The organism is Streptomyces sp. BE303 (assembly GCF_036290945.1).
In the GTDB taxonomy this organism is placed as follows: Bacteria; Actinomycetota; Actinomycetes; order Streptomycetales; family Streptomycetaceae; genus Kitasatospora.
On record NZ_JAQYWZ010000264.1, the window covers coordinates 1 to 16,321 of the forward strand.

The following is a 16,321-nucleotide window of genomic DNA, read 5'->3' on the forward strand; positions in this document are numbered from 1 at the left end:
CCGCGACGCTGATCGTGGCGTTCGACCGGGTCGCGGGCAACCGGGGAGCCGGCACTCCCGGCGTCGACGGCCTGACCGCCGCCGACGTCGAGGAGGCGCTCGGTGTTCCCGGGTTCCTGGGCGACCTGCGCGGCCGTCTCACGACGGGCGTGTTCCGGCCGCTTCCGGTGCGGGAGAAGATGATTCCCAAGCCGGGAGGGTCGGGGAAGGTTCGGCGGCTGGGGATTCCCACCACCAGCACGACTCCCCGCGCGAAGTCCACGGGCTCCCGGCGCCGGAGGGCCCCACGCCGAAGGAGGGACCGCCGGGCGAGGTCACGCGAGCGGGCACGCCACCCGGCGGGAAGTACTCCCCCGCGGACCGTGCGGGTACCGGCTCTGCCGAGTGCCGCCGCCTTCCCGTGCACGGGCCGTCACACAGGTCGGCGCCCCCGCGCCGTGACGGCAGGGGCGCCAGCGGCGCGGGGCGCCGAAGGACCTCACATCAGAGGTTCTCGCGGTAGCCGCCGGTGGCGGTGCCGCGCTTCTCGATGAAGTGCTTGAACCGCTTGAGGTCGCCCTTCACCTGCCGGTCGAGCACGCCCATCATGTCGGCGGCCTTCTCGGCCATACCGCCGGGCTGGAAATCCATCTCCATCATCACCCGGGTATGGGTGGCGTCGATCGGCTCGAAGCGGACCATACCGGTCTGCTTCACGTCACCGCTGGTGGTACGCCAGGCGACATGGTCATCGGGGACCTGGTCAACGATCTCCGTGTCGAACTCCCGCGACACCCCGCCGATCTTCGTCTTCCAGTGGTTGTGCCGCTCGTCGATCTGGGTGATCTCCTCGACGCCGTCCATGAACTGCGGGAACTCCTCGAACTGCGTCCACTGGTTGTACGCGGTGGCGATCGGCACGTTCACGTCGATCTGCTCCTGGACCTTACTCATCGCTCAACTCGCCTTCGAATCGCTTCGCGGTCGGACAAACGCCTGCCCCGACCGCTGGCCGGTATGCCCGGCCCCTACCGATTGCGCCCCAGACAGGTCGAACCGGCAACAGCCGCCACCCATCCGGGTACCGCCCCACCGATCGGAGGGGGCCGGACGGAAGACCCGGCCGGAGGCGGCGCCGAGCCGTGCCGCCGTCATCCGAAGAACGACCCCGGCACTGGCACGGACCCGTGGGACGCCCGCCCCCATCGCGCTCCACGGCCGCCGGGTGCCTCCGCAGCCCGCCCGCACGGGGCCACCCACCGGCCACCCGTCCGGGCGGCCAACCTTCCGCTCCGCCCGGACACCCCGGGAAACGGGACCCGGCGGGGCACAGGCGCGACGCCCCCGAGGAGGGAACGGTCAGGAAGCGGCGAAGACCGTGACCAGGGAATCATTGAACGCGGGAAGGTCATCCGGCCCGCGACTGGTCACCAAGGTGCTCGGGCCGTCCCGGCAAATGAGCACCTCCTCGTCGGCCCACCGCGCCCCCGCGTTGACCAAATCGGTACGCAGGCTGGGCCAGGACGTCAGGCTGCGCCCGCGCACCACGTCGGCCTCGATGAGGGTCCAGGGCGCGTGGCAGATGGCCGCGACCGGTTTTCCCCGGTGGAAGAACGACCGTACGAAGTCGACGGCCGCGGGGTCCAGGCGCAGGGCGTCGGGATTCGCCACTCCTCCCGGAAGGATCAGGGCCTGGTAGTCGTCCGGGTCTGCCTCGGCGACAACGGCGTCGACGGCGAAGGTGTCGGCGCGGTCGAGGTGGTTGAACGCCTGGATCCTGCCTTCACGGGTGGACAGCAGGGCCGCGGCGCCGCCGGCTTCGAGGACGGCCTGGCGCGGCCCGGTCAGCTCGACCTGCTCGACCCCTTCGGGGGCGACGAGCAGCGCGACGGTCATGCCTGTGAGAGTGATCATGGAGGGTCCTCGGTGTCGTTCGAGCGGTTCGTGTGCCGCGGGCGGCCCCGGGCACAGGGCCCGGCACAGGGCAGCGGCGAAGGGGCCCCGGTCGCCCACCCCGGCCGGGCCGTCGCAGGGGCGGTGGGACACCGCCAGGCTGGCACGGCGGCCGTGAGCCCGCCCGCCGCAGTCTCCGGTGCGCCGGCGGCTCGGCTGTGCCGCAGAGTCCGCCCGCCGGCACAGCCGGAGGCGACGCGGTCAACGGGCCGACCAGACGGGGCAGCGCGCCTCATGCACCGTCAGGACGTAGACATCGCCGTCGGCCCAGGTGCCGCGCGTGCGGGTCTGCGTGCAGCACGGGGCGCCCTGCGCGCCCGCCCGCCTCCCAGCGGGCCCCGCCGCCGGGCGGGGCCCCGGAACGGTTTCGGGGGGCTGCCAAGGAGCGTCGGCCCCGACCCGTCCTGCGGCGAGAGCGATGGCGCGAAGGCGGGAGCGAAGGCGGGAGCGACGGCGGGAGCGGGGTGCGGGCATGGTGCCAGCCTGACCGCTGCCGACCGCTCGGACCCCCCGCCGCGCCGCGACACACCGCGACCCGGCGGCACCCAGCGTCTCCGCGGGACGCCCCGCCCCGCCGCTGCGGCCCGGTGACGACCTCACCGAGCGGGGCGTCGGGAGCCGGGGCGGCTACTCCGACGACGGCATGCCGATCAATGCCGGGAGCCGGGCGACGCGCCTGCTGGGATGCCGCAGCGCCAGGCTCCAGCCGTCCTGGCCGGCACTGTCGCGGGCGAGCAGGACCGTGGCACACGGGTTCGTAACCCCGGTTACCGGACCGGCTAGAACACCCGTTGTCGGATCATGACCGCCGGCCGTCGGTCGTGAGAAGTCCGGTGAGAGGCGTGGGCTTCCATCCTGGCGCCCGCTGCCACCAGGGCTGCGGGCACCGACCCACCGGGAGCTGATCGTCGGCCACTGGACGGCGCCCTTCTGGACGTCACGGACCGGGGCGGTGGCAGATGGCCGGCGGCGCCGCCTTGTCCACCGAGACCGGCACCCGTGGTGTGGTCGGGCGTGTCCATCACGGGCCCCGTCGCACCGCTCCGCACCGTGGGGACTTCGCCGGTGATACCCCGGGGTCCGTGCGCCGAGGTCAGCGGGTGAGCCGGGCCGGGCGGGGCGGGGGCATGTCGGGTCAGGTGAAAGCCGACGCTCCCTCCGTCCAACATGATCGAACGATTATGGACAAGACACGACGCCTGACATGTACAAGTGCAGGTCATGCGACTCGGGCTCCGGTGTGCCGCCTTGCGGGAAACGTAACGGTCAAAGCACTCGATGACGCGGCACGGCATCAGCCCGCCGACCTGGGGGCCTGGCTGGAATCTCCAGGCTACCTGTGCGACTTCGTTGAAGTCCGGTTGAACGGCCCGTTAAGGTCGGTAGAAGTTGCGGCCGGTCCTGATCAACCCGCCCGCATCTGCCGACGAGGCCACTTGCACGGGGGCGGAGCCAGGTCCGGTTCGGGGCCGAAAGTGTCCAAGCCGACGGCTCCACGAGCGGCACCTGAACTCCACTCCCTCTGCATGACGCAAAGGAAGAGTGCGTGAACCGCAACAGACTACGCATCGGTGGTGTCGCCGCCCTCGCGGCCCTGACCCTGACGTTCGGAGGCAGTGTCGCCCAGGCGAGCACCGCCACCCCCGCCATCACGGTGACCCCGGGTCAACAACAGGCGGTGCAATCGCTGGCCACCGCCCTGCTGAACTCGCCCGTCGCATACAGCGCCGCCGAGCGGGCCGAGCTCCAGCAGATCGCATCCGGCACAACCGCGCTCGCGGGCAAGTTCGACGGGATCATCAACCTCCTCAAGAAGGTGCCGGGCTTCATCAAAGCCGTCGGCGGAACGTACGGCGCCTTCGTGGACTGGTACAACGGCCTGGCCTGGTACTGGAAGGCCCCGCTGACCGCCGCCAACGTCGGCGGCAACCTCTACACCATCTGGCAACTGTTCCACTGACAAGCCAACCAGCTTCGGTTGACCTGGGGGGACGGGCCGCGGCCCGTCCCCCCAGGGGGCCCCCTGCCCACGTCCCGATAGGACCGCACCATGAACGCCCTGACACCTGCGCCGGCCAACACCTCCAAGCGCCCCAAGCCCGAATGGTTTCCCGCCGCGGCGCTCACCGGCGCGCTGAACGCCGTGCTCGCTTCCGGCCCGGCCTGGTCCTGGCGGGCCTGGGTCTGGACGCCCCTTCTGATACTCGCCGTCGGCTGCACGCTCTACGCATGGCAGCTCATGTCCCGAGACCGTTCGCGGATGAACCCCCTGGACTGGACGCTGCTGACCGTCACACACCTGGGCCTGGCCGCCTCGCTGGTCTTCGCCGCCGGCCTCGGGAACTGAACTCCGCCACACCCCGCCCAGAGCGCGCGACTGCGCCCACGCCCCACCGCTGGGCGTGTCAGCGATCTCGTGTAACTCACCTGCTGTGGTCATCGGATGCTGAGTCGGTCCTCGAAGAACAGCGAGAACTGGTTCAGCGCCTCCTTCCAGTGTGCGGCGACGCGGTTGACGTCGCGTGCCCGGGGAGCGATCAGCTCCCGGACGGCGAGGTAGAGCACCTTCAACGCGGCCTGTTCGGATGGGAAGTGACCGCGGTTGCGGGTGGCCTTCCGCAGCCGGGAGTTGATCGACTCGACCCGCCACGGGGCGGGCAGATCCTTGACCGCTTCCCACAGCGCCCGGCTCTTGCCCGTTGAGGAGTCGCCCACCAGGCACATCAGTTCAGGCCTCTGCCGCTCCCGCACCCGGGCGACGAGGCCGGCCAGGCGGTCGTCGTGCCCTCGACGGACGTAGGCCGGCAGGGGGCCGTGCGCGCCCGCGGCGGTGATCACCGGACGGATCCCCAGGAATCCGACCGGGTCGACGCACTCCAGCGGCGCCCCCGGGGCCGGTGCCGCAGCGATTCCCCCGTTCTGCGGGCCGTCGTGGTCGGGGGCGAGACTGCCGGGCAGGTGCGTGCGGATGCGCTCCCGGTCGACGACGGCGCCGGCCGGCCCCCACTCGGTGCACTCCGTGACCAGAGCGCGCCACACCTGGTGGGCGGCGGCCACCGTCCCAAGGCGGGTCACGGGGTCAGCAGGCGGATGGCCTCGGCGTTGTCCTGGTCCTCGCCGCGCTGGACGCGCAGGAACCGCACGTGCAGGCCGAACAGCATCCGCCAGGTGATCTCGCTCGTCGCCAGCTCGCTCTCGAGGAGGCCGAGGGCGCGCCCTGTCGACCAGACGGTCCAGCTGGACGAGCCGCTGGCGGTCTTTGGCGTTCGTACGCCGTGGTTCCTCACGGAAATCCGCGTCGTCGCGCGCTGCCTGCGCGGCGAGCGTCAGCTTCACCACCTCCTCCAAGGCCGGCATCTGTCTACCGGTGGCCAGGCACAGACGCCACCGCCTTGCGCGGATCTCCTCCCAGCGCTCCACGCCCATCCTGGCGAACGTGCTCAGCAGCTTCACCGTCTCGTCGTGGCTGGGCACCAGATCGGGATAGCGACGGGCGCCGATCGAGACACCGTGGACGCCGCCGTCCTCGGCCTTCCCGACCAGGAGGAAGTCGTCCACCGGGCTGCGCCCCGGCCGAGGCTGGAACGTCAGCTCGGTCGGCGTGATCGCCAATCCGAGCTCGGCGAACGGCGCCCGCGCGAGGACGTGCGAGGCCAGCAGCGCGCCGAGGCGCACCTCCATGCTGTTGCCGACACCTCCGGTCGATTGCGTCGACGCCTCAACCGGCACGGCCCGCCCCCGAATTCATGGAGCAACCCTAGCCGCGCCCGCCCCGTCACCGCCGGGATTCGCCCTCCTGCCGGGCGTGAGTGGTGGTGGGTCGGCCGAGGAGTGCGTCCCTGACCGTCACGGGGTCGTGGTGCGGGGGCCCGGCCGGCCACCAGGTGCCGCTCTCACGCCGGTAGGGGTACCACAGGCGCCCGCAGGTGCCCAGGCGCAGCTGGGCGTCGTGGTCCGGGAAGCCGATCCAGTTGTCTGTCACGCTGATCCGGGGTGTGTCCTCGCCGTCTGGTGCTGCTCGCAGGCTCTCGCGGACCGGGTTGAGGCGGTTCGGGTCGGTGGGCCAGGAGTCGTCGAGGACGGCGAGGGCGGCGGGGCCGCCGTACTGCCAGGCGCGGGCCGCGCGGGTGAGCGAGAGCGGGGTGCGGTGGGCGCCGAAGACGAGCCGTGTGAAGACTTCGTCCGGCGGCCGCGCCGCGGCGAGGCGGATCAGGTCGTCGGTGGCGGGGAGGTTCACCGACGTGACGGGCGGGGCCGGTTCGCCGTCCGGCCGCAGGGCCTGGTGCAGGAGGCGGGCCGCGCGGGTGGCGGTGTCGGCGGCCAGGAACTCCAGGGCGGCTGGGTCGAGGCCGGGGGCCGGGTCTGCGGCGTGGCGCAGCCCGGGGACCCGGCCGACCTGGTCGACCGGGCCGGTGGGCGCGGGCAGGGGCGGCAGGCCTGCGCGGGCGGCGGCGAAGACGTCTCGGGCGGGCACGCCAGCCGGAGGCGGGTAGCCGGAGGTTGCGGGGCTGGGGCCGGCGTTGCGGTGGTGGAGTTCGGTCATGAGTTCGCTCCGGCCGCGGCCGCGCAGGAGGAGCAGGACGAACGGGTCGTGGTCGAGGAGCCGGGCGACCTGGTAGTACAGCGCCGCGGCGTGCTTGCAGGGGTTGCCCCAGTCCGGGCACGAGCAGGTGGGGGTGAGCTCGTGAGGTGTCGGCAGCAGGCGCGCGCCCGCCCGGGCGGCGTCGTCTGCCAGGGCGGGGGGCATGTCGTGTTCCAGCAGGGCGGCGATGTGTCCGGCTCGGCCGGCGACCACGTCCAGCAGTGCGTCCCAGGCCATCGGGGTGAGCTGCGGGACGGCCATCGTGGTGCGGTAGGGGGTGGGTCGGCTGCCCTGGACGCGGGCGCTGGCGACGCCGGGGGAGATGACGATCTCTGCGACGTTGCCCGCACGGGCGTAGGTGCGCCCTCGGGCGAGCCGTCCCGTGGCGGAGCGGCTCGGCCCTTCCAGGGCCTGCACCCACGCGTTGCCCCACCAGGTGTCGGCGAAGGAGCGGCCGAGCCGGGCGGTGGGAAGGGGCGGGAAGACGAGGCGGCGGTCGCCGTCACGGCCGGCCGGGCGGGCCGGTGAGGACTTCATCGGGGGATCCTCCTGAGGCGGACGAAGTCGGCAAGTTCGGTGTCGCTGAGTTCGGTGAACGCCTTCTCCCCGCCCGAGCCGAGGACGGCGTCGGCCAGCGCCTGCTTGGACGCGAGGAGTTCGGCGATCCGGTCCTCGACCGTGCCCTCCGCGACGAACCGGTGCACCTGGACGTTCTGAGTCTGGCCGATGCGGTAGGCACGGTCGCTGGCCTGCTCCTCCACGGCCGGGTTCCACCACCGGTCGAAGTGGATCACGTGGGAGGCGCGGGCGAGGTTCAGGCCGGAGCCGGCCGCCTTCAGCGACAGCAGGAACACCGGGGCCCGGCCGGCCTGGAAGTCCTCCACCATCCGGTCGCGTCGCTTCACGGGGACGCCACCGTACAGGAACCGCTGCGGCACCCCCCGGCCGGCCAGGTGGCTCTCGATGAGGCGCCCCATTTCCACGTACTGGGTGAACACCAGCACGGAGCGCTCCTCCGCGAGGATCGTGTCCAGGAGCTCGTCGAGGAGGTCCAGCTTTCCCGACCGGCCCGGCCTCGTGCCCGGCCCGGCCTCGCCGAGGAACTGGGCGGGGTGGTTGCAGATCTGCTTGAGAGCGCCGAGGAGCTTCAGGACCAGGCCGCGCCGCGCGATCCCGTCACTGGCCCGGATCGCGGCCATCGTCTCGCGCACCACCGCCTCGTACAGCGCCACCTGCTCCCTCGACAGCGCCACCGCGTGGTCGGTCACCGTCTTGGCACCCAGCTCCGGGGCGATCCCGGGATCCGACTTGCGCCGGCGCAGCAGGAACGGGGCGATCAGCGCTCCCAGACGGCGCGCCGCCTCGGGGTCCTTCCCGCTCTCCGCGCCGCGCGCGTACCGGTCCCGGAACTCCTTCAGCGTCCCCAGCAGCCCGGGCGTGGTGAAGTCCAGCAGCGCCCACAGGTCCGCAAGCTGGTTCTCCATCGGAGTGCCGGTCAGCGCGATCCGCGCGGGAGCCCTCAGCGTCCGCAGGGCCTTCGCCGTGGACGACGACGCGTTCTTCACGTGCTGCGCCTCGTCGGCGACGACGAGCCCGAAGGCGCACTCGGCGAGCTCGGCGGCCCGCAGCCGCATGGTGGCGTAGGTGGTCAGGACGAAACCGGGCCCCGCTCCGGCCAGCGTTCCCCGCGCGCCGTGGAAGCGCAGCACCGGCGTCCCGGGTGCGAACCGCTCGATCTCGCGCTGCCAGTTCGAGAGCAGCGACGTGGGGCACACCACCAGCGTCGGCTCGCTGCGCGCGCGGTGCAGGTGCAGAGCGATGATCTGCAACGTCTTGCCCAGTCCCATGTCGTCGGCAAGGCAGCCGCCCAGCCCCAGCGACGTCATCTGGTCCAGCCAGGTCAGGCCGGCCACCTGGTAGCCGCGCAGGGTCGCGTTCAGCGCGGCCGGCGGCGCGACTGGTCGGCGGCGTGCAGCGGCTTCCGGGTCGGCCAGACGTTCCTTCAGCTCCGCCAGCCAGCCGACCGCAGTCACCTCCACCGCCTCGCCGCCGATGTCGGTGCTACCGGCCAGCACACTGCCCAGCGCCTCCACCGGGGTGAGCGGGACAGGTAGCCGGTCGCGGGCCCGGGCGAGGACGGCCGGGTCGATCAGCACCCACTGGTCCCGCAGACGCACCAGAGGACGGGTCGCCTCAGCGAGCCGGTCGAGTTCGGCCGCATCCAGCTCCCGATCTCCCAGGGTGATGTGCCAGCGAAACGACAACAGCACCTGCGCGGACAGCATCGACGGCAGGTCCGAGACGGTCTTCTCCGCCGATCCGACGACCCCGCGGGCCAGCAGCCGCTTCGCCAGCTCCCTGGGCCAGTGCACCTGCACGCCCGCCGCGGCCAACGCGGCCGACGCCCCGCCCAGCAGATCCGAGACCTCCTCCTCCGACAGGTCCAGCCCGACCGGGGCGGCCCCCTCCAGCAGCCGTCCCACCGGTGCCCACGCCCGCGCAGCCCGGCGCAGTCCCAGCAGCGCCTGCGTCCGGGCCTGCGGGCCGAACGACGCGGCGGCCGCCGAGCGGCCCGACCAGACGTCACCGGCATCGGCGACCACACCCTCGGCAAGCTGGTGCAACTGCACCACCACCCGGCATCCGCCCGCGCACCCGTCGTTCCCGGGAAACGCACCATCCCAGTCGGCCGCCCCCGTGTCCGGCAGCTCGAACCGCAACGACACCCGCACCCCCGCGTCCAGGCCCACCGCCACGTCGGCGGCCCACCGCCGTTCCTCCTCGGGCACCGGCTGCGGCTGGGCCGCCGTCCAGAGCGGCCCGCCGGCGGCGACCGGACCGCCCGGCGTACGGGCCAGCACATCGGCAACCGCGTCCGCGAACGCCCGCACCAACGGCTCGGCCCGCGGCAACTCAACACCAGGACGATCCGCAAGCGGCACCGCCCGCGCGTTCGGCGGCATCGCCGCCGCCAGCTCCCGCACCGCCACCAGGTCCTCGTGCTCGTAGGGGCCGATCCGCCACGCGTCGAAGCCCGCCAGGCTGACCCCGGGCAGCAGCCGGCCCCGCGCGAGCAACTGCAGCGCCAGCACCACCGCGGCACCCCAGAACACCGCCGCCGGATCACCGCCGGGCGATCGGCGCGCCTCGAGGAGGACGTCCAGCGCCTGCCCGAGGGGCAGCACCGCTGCGGGCGCCTCCCGGCGGCGTACCTGGGCACCGTGCGGGCGCACCACCGTCACCGTCCCGCTCGCCCCGGGCACGCCGCCGCCGCCGGGCCGCCAGAACACCACCGTGCCGGCGCGCGGTGGATCCGCGGCAACGAACACGGCGGCGCACCCCGCCAACTCCCGCACCAGGTCCGTGGTCAGCGCGGGCGGACCGGCGTCCGCCGACACGGCGTCAACGACTTTGCTGACCGGCGAATCCGGCACCGCACCCTCCCCTTGCCAGCGCGGGCGGAGCAGGCCCGCGCGGCGCGACCCTACCGGCCCCTACCGCCCGGCCGCCGAAAAACCTGGGCAATCCACTCTTCCCGGTGACCCGCCGGCCCGGGCCGACCCTGCACTCCTCGACGAAGCACCCGGGCCGGACAACCGAAACGGTCCCACCGAAGTGGGGCCGTGTCCCGATGACTGAACGCCGGCCTTTCGGCGACCAAGGCCGCTGGCGCCGACGAGTCCGCAGACTCCAGAGCGCGTTCGAGGTGGAAGCCCCGCTCCGCGCCACCCCGCATCCATCGCCCGCGCGCTCGGCGGAGTGATTGCTGGCCTCGAGCTTGCCGAGGCCCGTGTGTGCCGAGAACTCCGTGTAGTACAGCTGGTGGTCCTCGCACTTGGGCTCGCTGCATCGGTGGACGGGGCGCTCCTGTTCGATCGCTCGGTAGCGGACCTCCCAGCCGGTGGCCGAACAACCCGGCCTGTGCGGGAGCGTTCCGTAGCCGAAGTACTGTTCGCTGATGCTCACCAGCCGACACCTACCGTGCCTTCAGGCAGCCACCCGAGGGCCGTCATCCTACGGCTGACGACTCGCTCGTCGAAGAAGTATCGGATGAATCAGTGTGTTCGCCCACTGTGGTCAGCCCCGGCCGGTATCGTCTGCGACAGGGGTAGCTCCGCGGCTGCCCGTCATCCACGCCGGACTTCGTGCCCACGCCTCCGGCCAGCGATCAAGGCGATGCCGACCGCGGTGCTCACCGCCGTCCCGTGAACCCGGCCGGCGCGGGCGTGGGACGCGCGGCCAGGAAGCGACCGACGATGGCTGACCCCCGCAAGCAGCAGATCAAGATGCGCATGGCCGAGCGACCCGGCGAGACCTACATGCAGGCCCGCCGCCGCCTATCCGCCGCTGCAGACCCCAGCACCTGGAACCTACAGACGCCCGGGTACCTGTTCTTCACCAGCCTGCCGAACCGGACCCCACCTTCTCGGCGGCCCCGGAGCTGCTCCTGCCCGCAGTCGTTGCCAACAGGGCCCAGGTTCTCACCCGGAACGCCACCGGCGAGGAGTATCCGGCCTGGGCTGATGTTGTCGTGCTCCGCCCGCAGCGCCCGGCACGCCCCGACGAGGCCCCGCCGGGTTGGTACCCGGTCGAGGCGTTCGTCGCGGTCCGCGCCCGCCGTCCCTGGGCCGAGGCAGACGAGGACGAGGAGGTCATTACGGACGCCTACCGAGCCGCCCGCGACGCGGTCGCCCGCTTGTGGCCGGACCTGCCCGAGCAGTGGACGCCGACCGCGATGAACCTCACCACCGTGGCCGCTCTTCGGGGATGGAGGGACGCGGACCTGCAGCGCCTCGCCACGAACCCGCTCGGCCGGTCCGCCACGGTCGGCGCCGACCCGTCCCTGCGGCCCGAAGAGGAGTGACCTCAGAAGGCCGAGCACCCGCGTCGTGCTTGCAGAACCGGGTGAAGTACCCGGCAAGGTGGTGGTCAACTGGTGCCCGTCTCGGCGGGTTGCGGGGGGGTGGTTGGGATAGAGGTCGGCGTACGCCTGGTGGTGTTCGGCTAGTCCCGTCCTCCGCACATGCGTGGTTCGGATGAACTGGTGATGTGGCCGGTACCTTGATGGTGTGCGGGTCGTTGGATGAGGTGTGTCGTCGATATCTCGTTCGCCGCGGTCCCGGGTGCGTCGTCCACGCTTCGCTGTGGAGATCGCGCCCGTGGTGGAGAGGCGTCTGGGCGCTCTGCCCGCCTCTGCCGAGTTTCTGCGCCGGCTGGACGTGGCCGAGATCGTCGACGAGCTGTGCCCGGTGCGCGATGTCGCGCATGTGACACACGGGCAGGTCATCGAGATGCTGGTGGCCAACCGGCTGTCCGCGCCCGCGCCGCTGGTGCGGGTGGGCGACTGGGCCGCCGAGTGGGCGGTGGACGAGGTCCTCGGGATCGAGCCCGAACTCCTGGGCGACGACCGCCTCGCCCGCGCGCTGGACGCCATCGCCCCGCGCCTGGAGGAGATCGTCGGCAGCGCGGGCGCACGGGCGATCGCCGAGTTCGGGATCGACGTCTCGCGGCTGCACTGGGACATGACCAGCATGTCCCTGCACGGCGCCTACGAGGCCCAGGGGGACGGCTTCCCGCAGGTCAGATACGGGCACCCGAAAGACCGGCGGGTGGACCTGAAGCAGGTCCAGGCCGGGCTGGCGGTCGCCGGTGACGGCGGCGTGCCGGTGTTCCACCGCGTCTACGACGGTGGGGCCGGCGAGGTCGCCCAGGTCGTCGGCGCCATGACCGCCCTGCGGAAGATGGCCGCCCGGCGCGACTTCCTCCTGGTCGCGGACTCGAAACTGGTGTCCTACCCGAACATCACGGCCCTGGTCGAGGCCGGGGTACGGTTCGTCGCCCCGGCCCCCGCTGCCAAGATCCCCGACCACCTCTACGCCGCTCTGGACCCGGAATCCGCGCAGGTGGTCCACTACACGGCCGACCGGGACACGGGCAAAGAGCCCGGCGAGCGCGGTGTTTACCGGGTTCTGGAGGACACCCACGTCCTGGCCGGGCCCCGCAAGCGCGATCCCGTGATCGCCCTGCGGCGGATCCTGGTCCACTCCACCGGCAACGCGGCCGGCCAGCGCGCGGCCCGCGACAAGCGCCTACGCCGGGCCGCCGAGGACCTGGACAAGCTCCAACGCGGCTGCGGCGGCCGCTTCTACAACACCGCCCAGAAGGTCGCCGCCCGGATCGGCGTGATCACCAAGACCCACCGGGTCGCTTCCTGCCTGCGGACCGCCATCGACACCGATCCAGACGGCCGCCCAACTCTGACCTGGCACTTCGACCAGGATGTCCTGGCGGCCGAGGCCGCCGTCGACGGCTGGTACGCGCTGCTGACCAACCTCACCCCCGACCAGGCCACCCCCGAGCAGGTGTTCCTGCGCTACAAGGGCCAGGCCGTGGTCGAGCGTCGGTACAGCGACTTCAAGGGCCCCCTCGCGGTCGCCCCGATCTTCCTGCAGCACAACCGGCGCATCGCGGCCCTGATCACCGTGATCTGCCTGGCCCTGCTGGTGTTCTGCCTGATCGAACGCCAGGTCCGCCGAGCCCTCGGCCCCGAACAGACCATGCGCGGCCTCTATCCGGACAACCGCGCCGTCCGCCCCACCGGCCGCATGATCTTCTACCACCTCGCCGGCCTGAAGATCCGACCCGGCACCACCACTAGCCCACCCGTCATCCTGATCAGCTGAGGAGTCCAAGCACACCTGCTCGAACTCCTCGGCATCGACGAAACCCGACCCCGCTGGCTGGAGACCTAAACCCCAAGTGCGAAGTACAGGGCTAGTGGTCGGGCAGCAGCTCGGCGAGCATCGCCACGAGCGGATCGAGCTGGTCGGCCTGGACGACGACCGCCGGCCCGGCCCCGTACTCGGTGTCGTCCAGGTGCAGCACGGTCGCGTCGGGGCCCCGGCCGCGGAACTCAGTGGGAAGCAGGTCGAGCAGCTTCTCCAGGACGCCGGCGAGTTCGGCGCGGGAGCGGTCGATCACGTCGATGGACAAAGGCGCCTCAGGTGCGGAGTGGTCATGACCGTCATGCTGGCGCTTCGGGCACCGGCCGGATAGTGGTCCGGCCGAGGATCACCGGAAGGAAGTAGAGCACTCGCGGGCACGGGTGCGGCTGAGCGAGGCGGTGTGTGGGGCGGTCGTATGACCGCCGATCGAACGGCTGCGGCCTTCCATTTTGTGTGACGATGCGATTCCGGACAGTGATCACGCGGATCGGGGCACCACCGCTCAATACGCCCCCTGCCTGCCGGAACGCCCACCACTCTTGGGGGCACGGCCCACCGCCGCGCGCTGCCACCGGGAGAGCACATGACGAGGACCGCCGACCAGATCGCGCTGCTCCGGACCGAAACCGCCCCGGCCCTACTGAGGGAGCTCCAGGCACTCCAGGCCGGCAGCGAGGAGTTTCGCACCGAGCTGGTCACGACGATCAGCCAGGGCCTGGACGAGACCCGAACGCAGGTGCTCCGTCTCCTTGACCGCGATCAGCGTGAGCTTGCCCAGGCCCGTCAGGAGATCGGCGCCCTGCGCCGCGAGCTGGCCGAGGCCCGGGCCGCCTGGGAGACCACGATCGCCGGGCCGACGACACCCCCACCGGCCCAGCCGGACGCCACCGACCCGGTGACGACAGCCGAGACCTCCGCCCAGGCCAAGGCAGAGGCGGCCGACGCCGCGAACCCGGGCGCCGACGTAGGCACCCCGACCACCGAGCCCGCGAAGGAGACCGCCATGTCCGACCAGCAGCCCGACCACACCCCCGACACCACCGAACAGGCCACCACGACCGGCTCCGCCGCGAGGTCCGCGAGCAGGCCGGGCGGAACCCGGAGCCGAGCGCGGGCGTGATCGACTCCCAGTCGGTCAAGGCGGACGCCATCGTCGGCCACGACAGCCGCGGCTTCGACGGCGGCAAGCTGATCAACGGGCGCAAACGGCACGCCGTGGTCGACACCCTCGGCCTGCTGCTCGCTGTGATGGTCACCTCGGCGGACATCGGCGACCGCGCCGCCGCCCGCGTCCTGTTTGCCCAGGTTGCCGCCGCGCACCACCGGCTGGCCCTGGTCTGGGCCAACGGCGGCTACACCGGCAGCCTCGTCGAGCACTGCCTGGTCGCCCTCGCCCTGGTCCTGGCCATCGTCAAGCGCAGTGACGACATGCGCGGCTTCGTCGTGCTGCCCAAGCGGTGGATCGTGGAGCGGTTCTTGTGCGCCACGAGGCGCCTTGTTTGTATCCCCGACTCAGTCGGGAGGAACTCGGAAGGAGGTTCCTGGGCCGAATGACTTAAGACCGTGTCCTATGTGGTGAGGCGGGCCAGTTGCTTGTAGCAGCAGAGGGTAGCGGTGGCCTCGGCGATCCCCGAACGAGACGACCTGGCCAATTGGGCCCTGGCCAGGTCGCAAGTCGGCGTACGTGAATTACCACAGAGGATCGAGAGGTCAGCCAGCGCCGTTGACGACGGCATTGTGGATAGCGTTGTCGGACAGTTGCCACTTCTCCAGGATCCTGCTGTAGGTGCCGTCCGTGATGAGCGAGTTCATCGCCTTGGCGAGGACGTCTCGCAGCTGGGTGTCACTCTTGCGGAGGGCGATGCCCCATGGCTGCATGTGCACCTGCGGGCCAACGACCTCGAAGCTCCTCCCATTGTCAACGGCCTGGGCGTTGTACAGTACTTTCGGGTAGCCGGTGATCAGCGCGTCCGCCCGGTTCTTCTGCAGTTCCGTCACGGCGGCCGGATCGGAATCCGCCCGCAGGACGTTGAGGGTCTTGCCCAGACGCTCGCAGGTCTTCTGCTGGCGGGTCGCGAGCTCGTCGTGAACGGTCTCCTTCTTCACGGCCACGGATCTTCCGCACAGGTCGCCGAGATTGCCGATTCTCGCCGGGTTGCCCTTGCGGACCATCATGCCGGAGCCGGCCATGAAATAATCGACAAAGTCAACGCCTTCGTCGACCTGCTTGTTGTCCTTGTCAACGCCCCGTTCCCGCTCGCGGGTGTCGGTGATGCCCGACATTCCGATGTCGTACTTCTTGTCGAGCAGCCCGGGAATCACGTGCGAAAATAGATCGACCTCCTGGAATCGGACCTCGACACCGAGCACCTTCCCCAGGGCGGTGGCGATATCGAGATCGAGGCCGTCCGGCTGACCATCCGTACGTCGGAAGACGATCGGGGGGGCCGTGTACGACACGCCCACCCGGATCACCCCCGCTTCGCGGATCGCCGCGGGCAGCTGGTGGTGCAGCGAACGGTTGTCACCAGCCGAGCCACCTACGCTCGTGACAAGAGCGACGGCGGTCACAGCGACGGCGGTCAGAGCCACGGCGGTCGCTACGACGATGCGGCGACGGCTACTGAAGGGGGTCATCTCTGTTACTCCTGAGGAATCGATATGGGGGCGCCCGGGCATGGGGCCGGTACGTCGACGACCCCGCCACCGGAAGGAGCCCGAATCTGACCAATCCGCGGCCTTCTCAGAACATGGCCGGGACTGAGCCGTCCGACAGCAGTGGGCGAACTGGGGGTACGGCGCGGTCTTCCTTCGACCCCCACATCAGCTGTCCAGTGGACAAGAGGCGCAGTCCGGTACCGGAGCCTGATGCGTGGCCTGATCGTTACTGACTTCGGCCTTTCAGGGTGACGTTGGAGTGTGGAGGGTCAGGCCGGGTGGCGGTGTCGCGCGTCAGACTTTGTGGCAGGGCTTGTTTCTTGCGGGTCCTGCCCTGTGAAGGAGTCTGATCGATCATGGTGAGGCCGCCGGCGTTGCCGCCGGAGGAGAAGGTCCGGATCGTGCTGTCGATCCTGGCCGGTGA

Annotated in this window: 14 protein-coding genes; 6 read left to right on the plus strand and 8 right to left on the minus strand. The window is 71.4% G+C overall.

The features are described 5' to 3' along the window. Nucleotides 1-483 precede the first annotated feature (483 nt). Nucleotides 484-933: an SRPBCC family protein gene (locus PUR56_RS01885; RefSeq protein ID WP_329947571.1), complete on the minus strand. Its 450-nt coding sequence runs from the start codon at nucleotides 931-933 to the stop codon at nucleotides 484-486. Nucleotides 934-1,338: 405 nt separating this feature from the next. Continuing rightward, a complete protein-coding gene (locus PUR56_RS01890; protein ID WP_329874767.1) occupies nucleotides 1,339-1,875 on the minus strand; it encodes a type 1 glutamine amidotransferase domain-containing protein in 537 nt (178 codons plus the stop codon). Nucleotides 1,876-3,478: 1,603 nt separating this feature from the next. Here PUR56_RS01890 and PUR56_RS01895 point away from each other — a divergent pair. Together PUR56_RS01895 and PUR56_RS01900 are read left to right on the plus strand one after the other, a co-directional pair. Then, nucleotides 3,479-3,892, plus strand: a complete 414-nt coding sequence (locus tag PUR56_RS01895) for a hypothetical protein (RefSeq protein ID WP_329947572.1) — start codon at nucleotides 3,479-3,481, stop codon at nucleotides 3,890-3,892. Nucleotides 3,893-3,982: 90 nt separating this feature from the next. Then, nucleotides 3,983-4,279 (plus strand): hypothetical protein, encoded by a 297-nt coding sequence (locus PUR56_RS01900; RefSeq protein WP_329874771.1) that lies wholly within the window; start codon nucleotides 3,983-3,985, stop codon nucleotides 4,277-4,279. A gap of 89 nt (nucleotides 4,280-4,368) precedes the next feature. On the opposite strand, the gene PUR56_RS01905 is transcribed toward PUR56_RS01900, so the two are convergent. The 3 genes from PUR56_RS01905 to PUR56_RS01915 form a co-directional block, all read right to left on the minus strand. Continuing rightward, the gene (locus PUR56_RS01905; protein ID WP_329947573.1) at nucleotides 4,369-5,613 is read right to left on the minus strand and encodes a transposase; all 1,245 of its coding nucleotides are present in this window, start codon (nucleotides 5,611-5,613) and stop codon (nucleotides 4,369-4,371) included. Between the two features lie 94 nt (nucleotides 5,614-5,707). Further along, nucleotides 5,708-7,051, minus strand: a complete 1,344-nt coding sequence (locus PUR56_RS01910; protein ID WP_329947574.1) for an SWIM zinc finger family protein — start codon at nucleotides 7,049-7,051, stop codon at nucleotides 5,708-5,710. Beyond that, nucleotides 7,048-9,912, minus strand: coding sequence for a DEAD/DEAH box helicase (locus PUR56_RS01915; protein ID WP_329947575.1), 2,865 nt, complete (start codon nucleotides 9,910-9,912; stop codon nucleotides 7,048-7,050). Before PUR56_RS01915 ends, PUR56_RS01910 begins: the two co-directional genes overlap by 4 nt. A gap of 1,133 nt (nucleotides 9,913-11,045) precedes the next feature. On the opposite strand from PUR56_RS01915, the gene PUR56_RS01920 reads away from it, so the two are divergent. Together PUR56_RS01920 and PUR56_RS01925 are read left to right on the plus strand one after the other, a co-directional pair. Then, nucleotides 11,046-11,378, plus strand: a complete 333-nt coding sequence (locus PUR56_RS01920) for a hypothetical protein (RefSeq protein ID WP_329874779.1) — start codon at nucleotides 11,046-11,048, stop codon at nucleotides 11,376-11,378. A 295-nt stretch (nucleotides 11,379-11,673) separates the two neighbouring features. Next, a complete protein-coding gene (locus PUR56_RS01925; RefSeq protein ID WP_329947576.1) occupies nucleotides 11,674-13,197 on the plus strand; it encodes an IS1634 family transposase in 1,524 nt (507 codons plus the stop codon). A 91-nt stretch (nucleotides 13,198-13,288) separates the two neighbouring features. On the opposite strand, the gene PUR56_RS01930 is transcribed toward PUR56_RS01925, so the two are convergent. Next, a complete protein-coding gene (locus PUR56_RS01930; RefSeq protein WP_329947577.1) occupies nucleotides 13,289-13,507 on the minus strand; it encodes a hypothetical protein in 219 nt (72 codons plus the stop codon). A gap of 315 nt (nucleotides 13,508-13,822) precedes the next feature. Between PUR56_RS01930 and PUR56_RS01935 the strand changes: the two genes are divergently transcribed. Next, the gene (locus PUR56_RS01935; RefSeq protein WP_329947578.1) at nucleotides 13,823-14,359 is read left to right on the plus strand and encodes a hypothetical protein; all 537 of its coding nucleotides are present in this window, start codon (nucleotides 13,823-13,825) and stop codon (nucleotides 14,357-14,359) included. Beyond that, nucleotides 14,356-14,793 carry a transposase gene (locus tag PUR56_RS01940; protein ID WP_329947579.1) on the plus strand — a complete coding sequence of 146 codons (438 nt, stop codon included), beginning with the start codon at nucleotides 14,356-14,358 and terminating at the stop codon, nucleotides 14,791-14,793. The genes PUR56_RS01935 and PUR56_RS01940 overlap by 4 nt, the downstream gene beginning before the upstream one ends. A gap of 156 nt (nucleotides 14,794-14,949) precedes the next feature. On the opposite strand, the gene PUR56_RS01945 is transcribed toward PUR56_RS01940, so the two are convergent. Both PUR56_RS01945 and PUR56_RS01950 read right to left on the minus strand, forming a co-directional pair. Next, a complete protein-coding gene (locus tag PUR56_RS01945) occupies nucleotides 14,950-15,876 on the minus strand; it encodes an ABC transporter substrate-binding protein (protein WP_329874793.1) in 927 nt (308 codons plus the stop codon). A gap of 247 nt (nucleotides 15,877-16,123) precedes the next feature. After that, nucleotides 16,124-16,321, minus strand: a 198-nt coding sequence (locus PUR56_RS01950; RefSeq protein ID WP_329947580.1) for a hypothetical protein, incomplete at its 5' end; no start/stop codon positions are given.

Excerpts from the sequence above, each read along its gene's own strand:
- PUR56_RS01885 (WP_329947571.1), bottom strand. The coding sequence starts at position 933 with ATGAGTAAGGTCCAGGAGCAGATCGACGTGAACGTGCCGATCGCCACC.
- PUR56_RS01890 (WP_329874767.1), bottom strand. The coding sequence starts at position 1,875 with ATGACCGTCGCGCTGCTCGTCGCCCCCGAAGGGGTCGAGCAGGTCGAG.
- PUR56_RS01900 (WP_329874771.1), top strand. The coding sequence starts at position 3,983 with ATGAACGCCCTGACACCTGCGCCGGCCAACACCTCCAAGCGCCCCAAG.
- PUR56_RS01905 (WP_329947573.1), bottom strand. The coding sequence starts at position 5,613 with ATGGAGGTGCGCCTCGGCGCGCTGCTGGCCTCGCACGTCCTCGCGCGG.
- PUR56_RS01910 (WP_329947574.1), bottom strand. The coding sequence starts at position 7,051 with ATGAAGTCCTCACCGGCCCGCCCGGCCGGCCGTGACGGCGACCGCCGC.
- PUR56_RS01935 (WP_329947578.1), top strand. The coding sequence starts at position 13,823 with ATGACGAGGACCGCCGACCAGATCGCGCTGCTCCGGACCGAAACCGCC.
- PUR56_RS01945 (WP_329874793.1), bottom strand. The coding sequence starts at position 15,876 with ATGACCCCCTTCAGTAGCCGTCGCCGCATCGTCGTAGCGACCGCCGTG.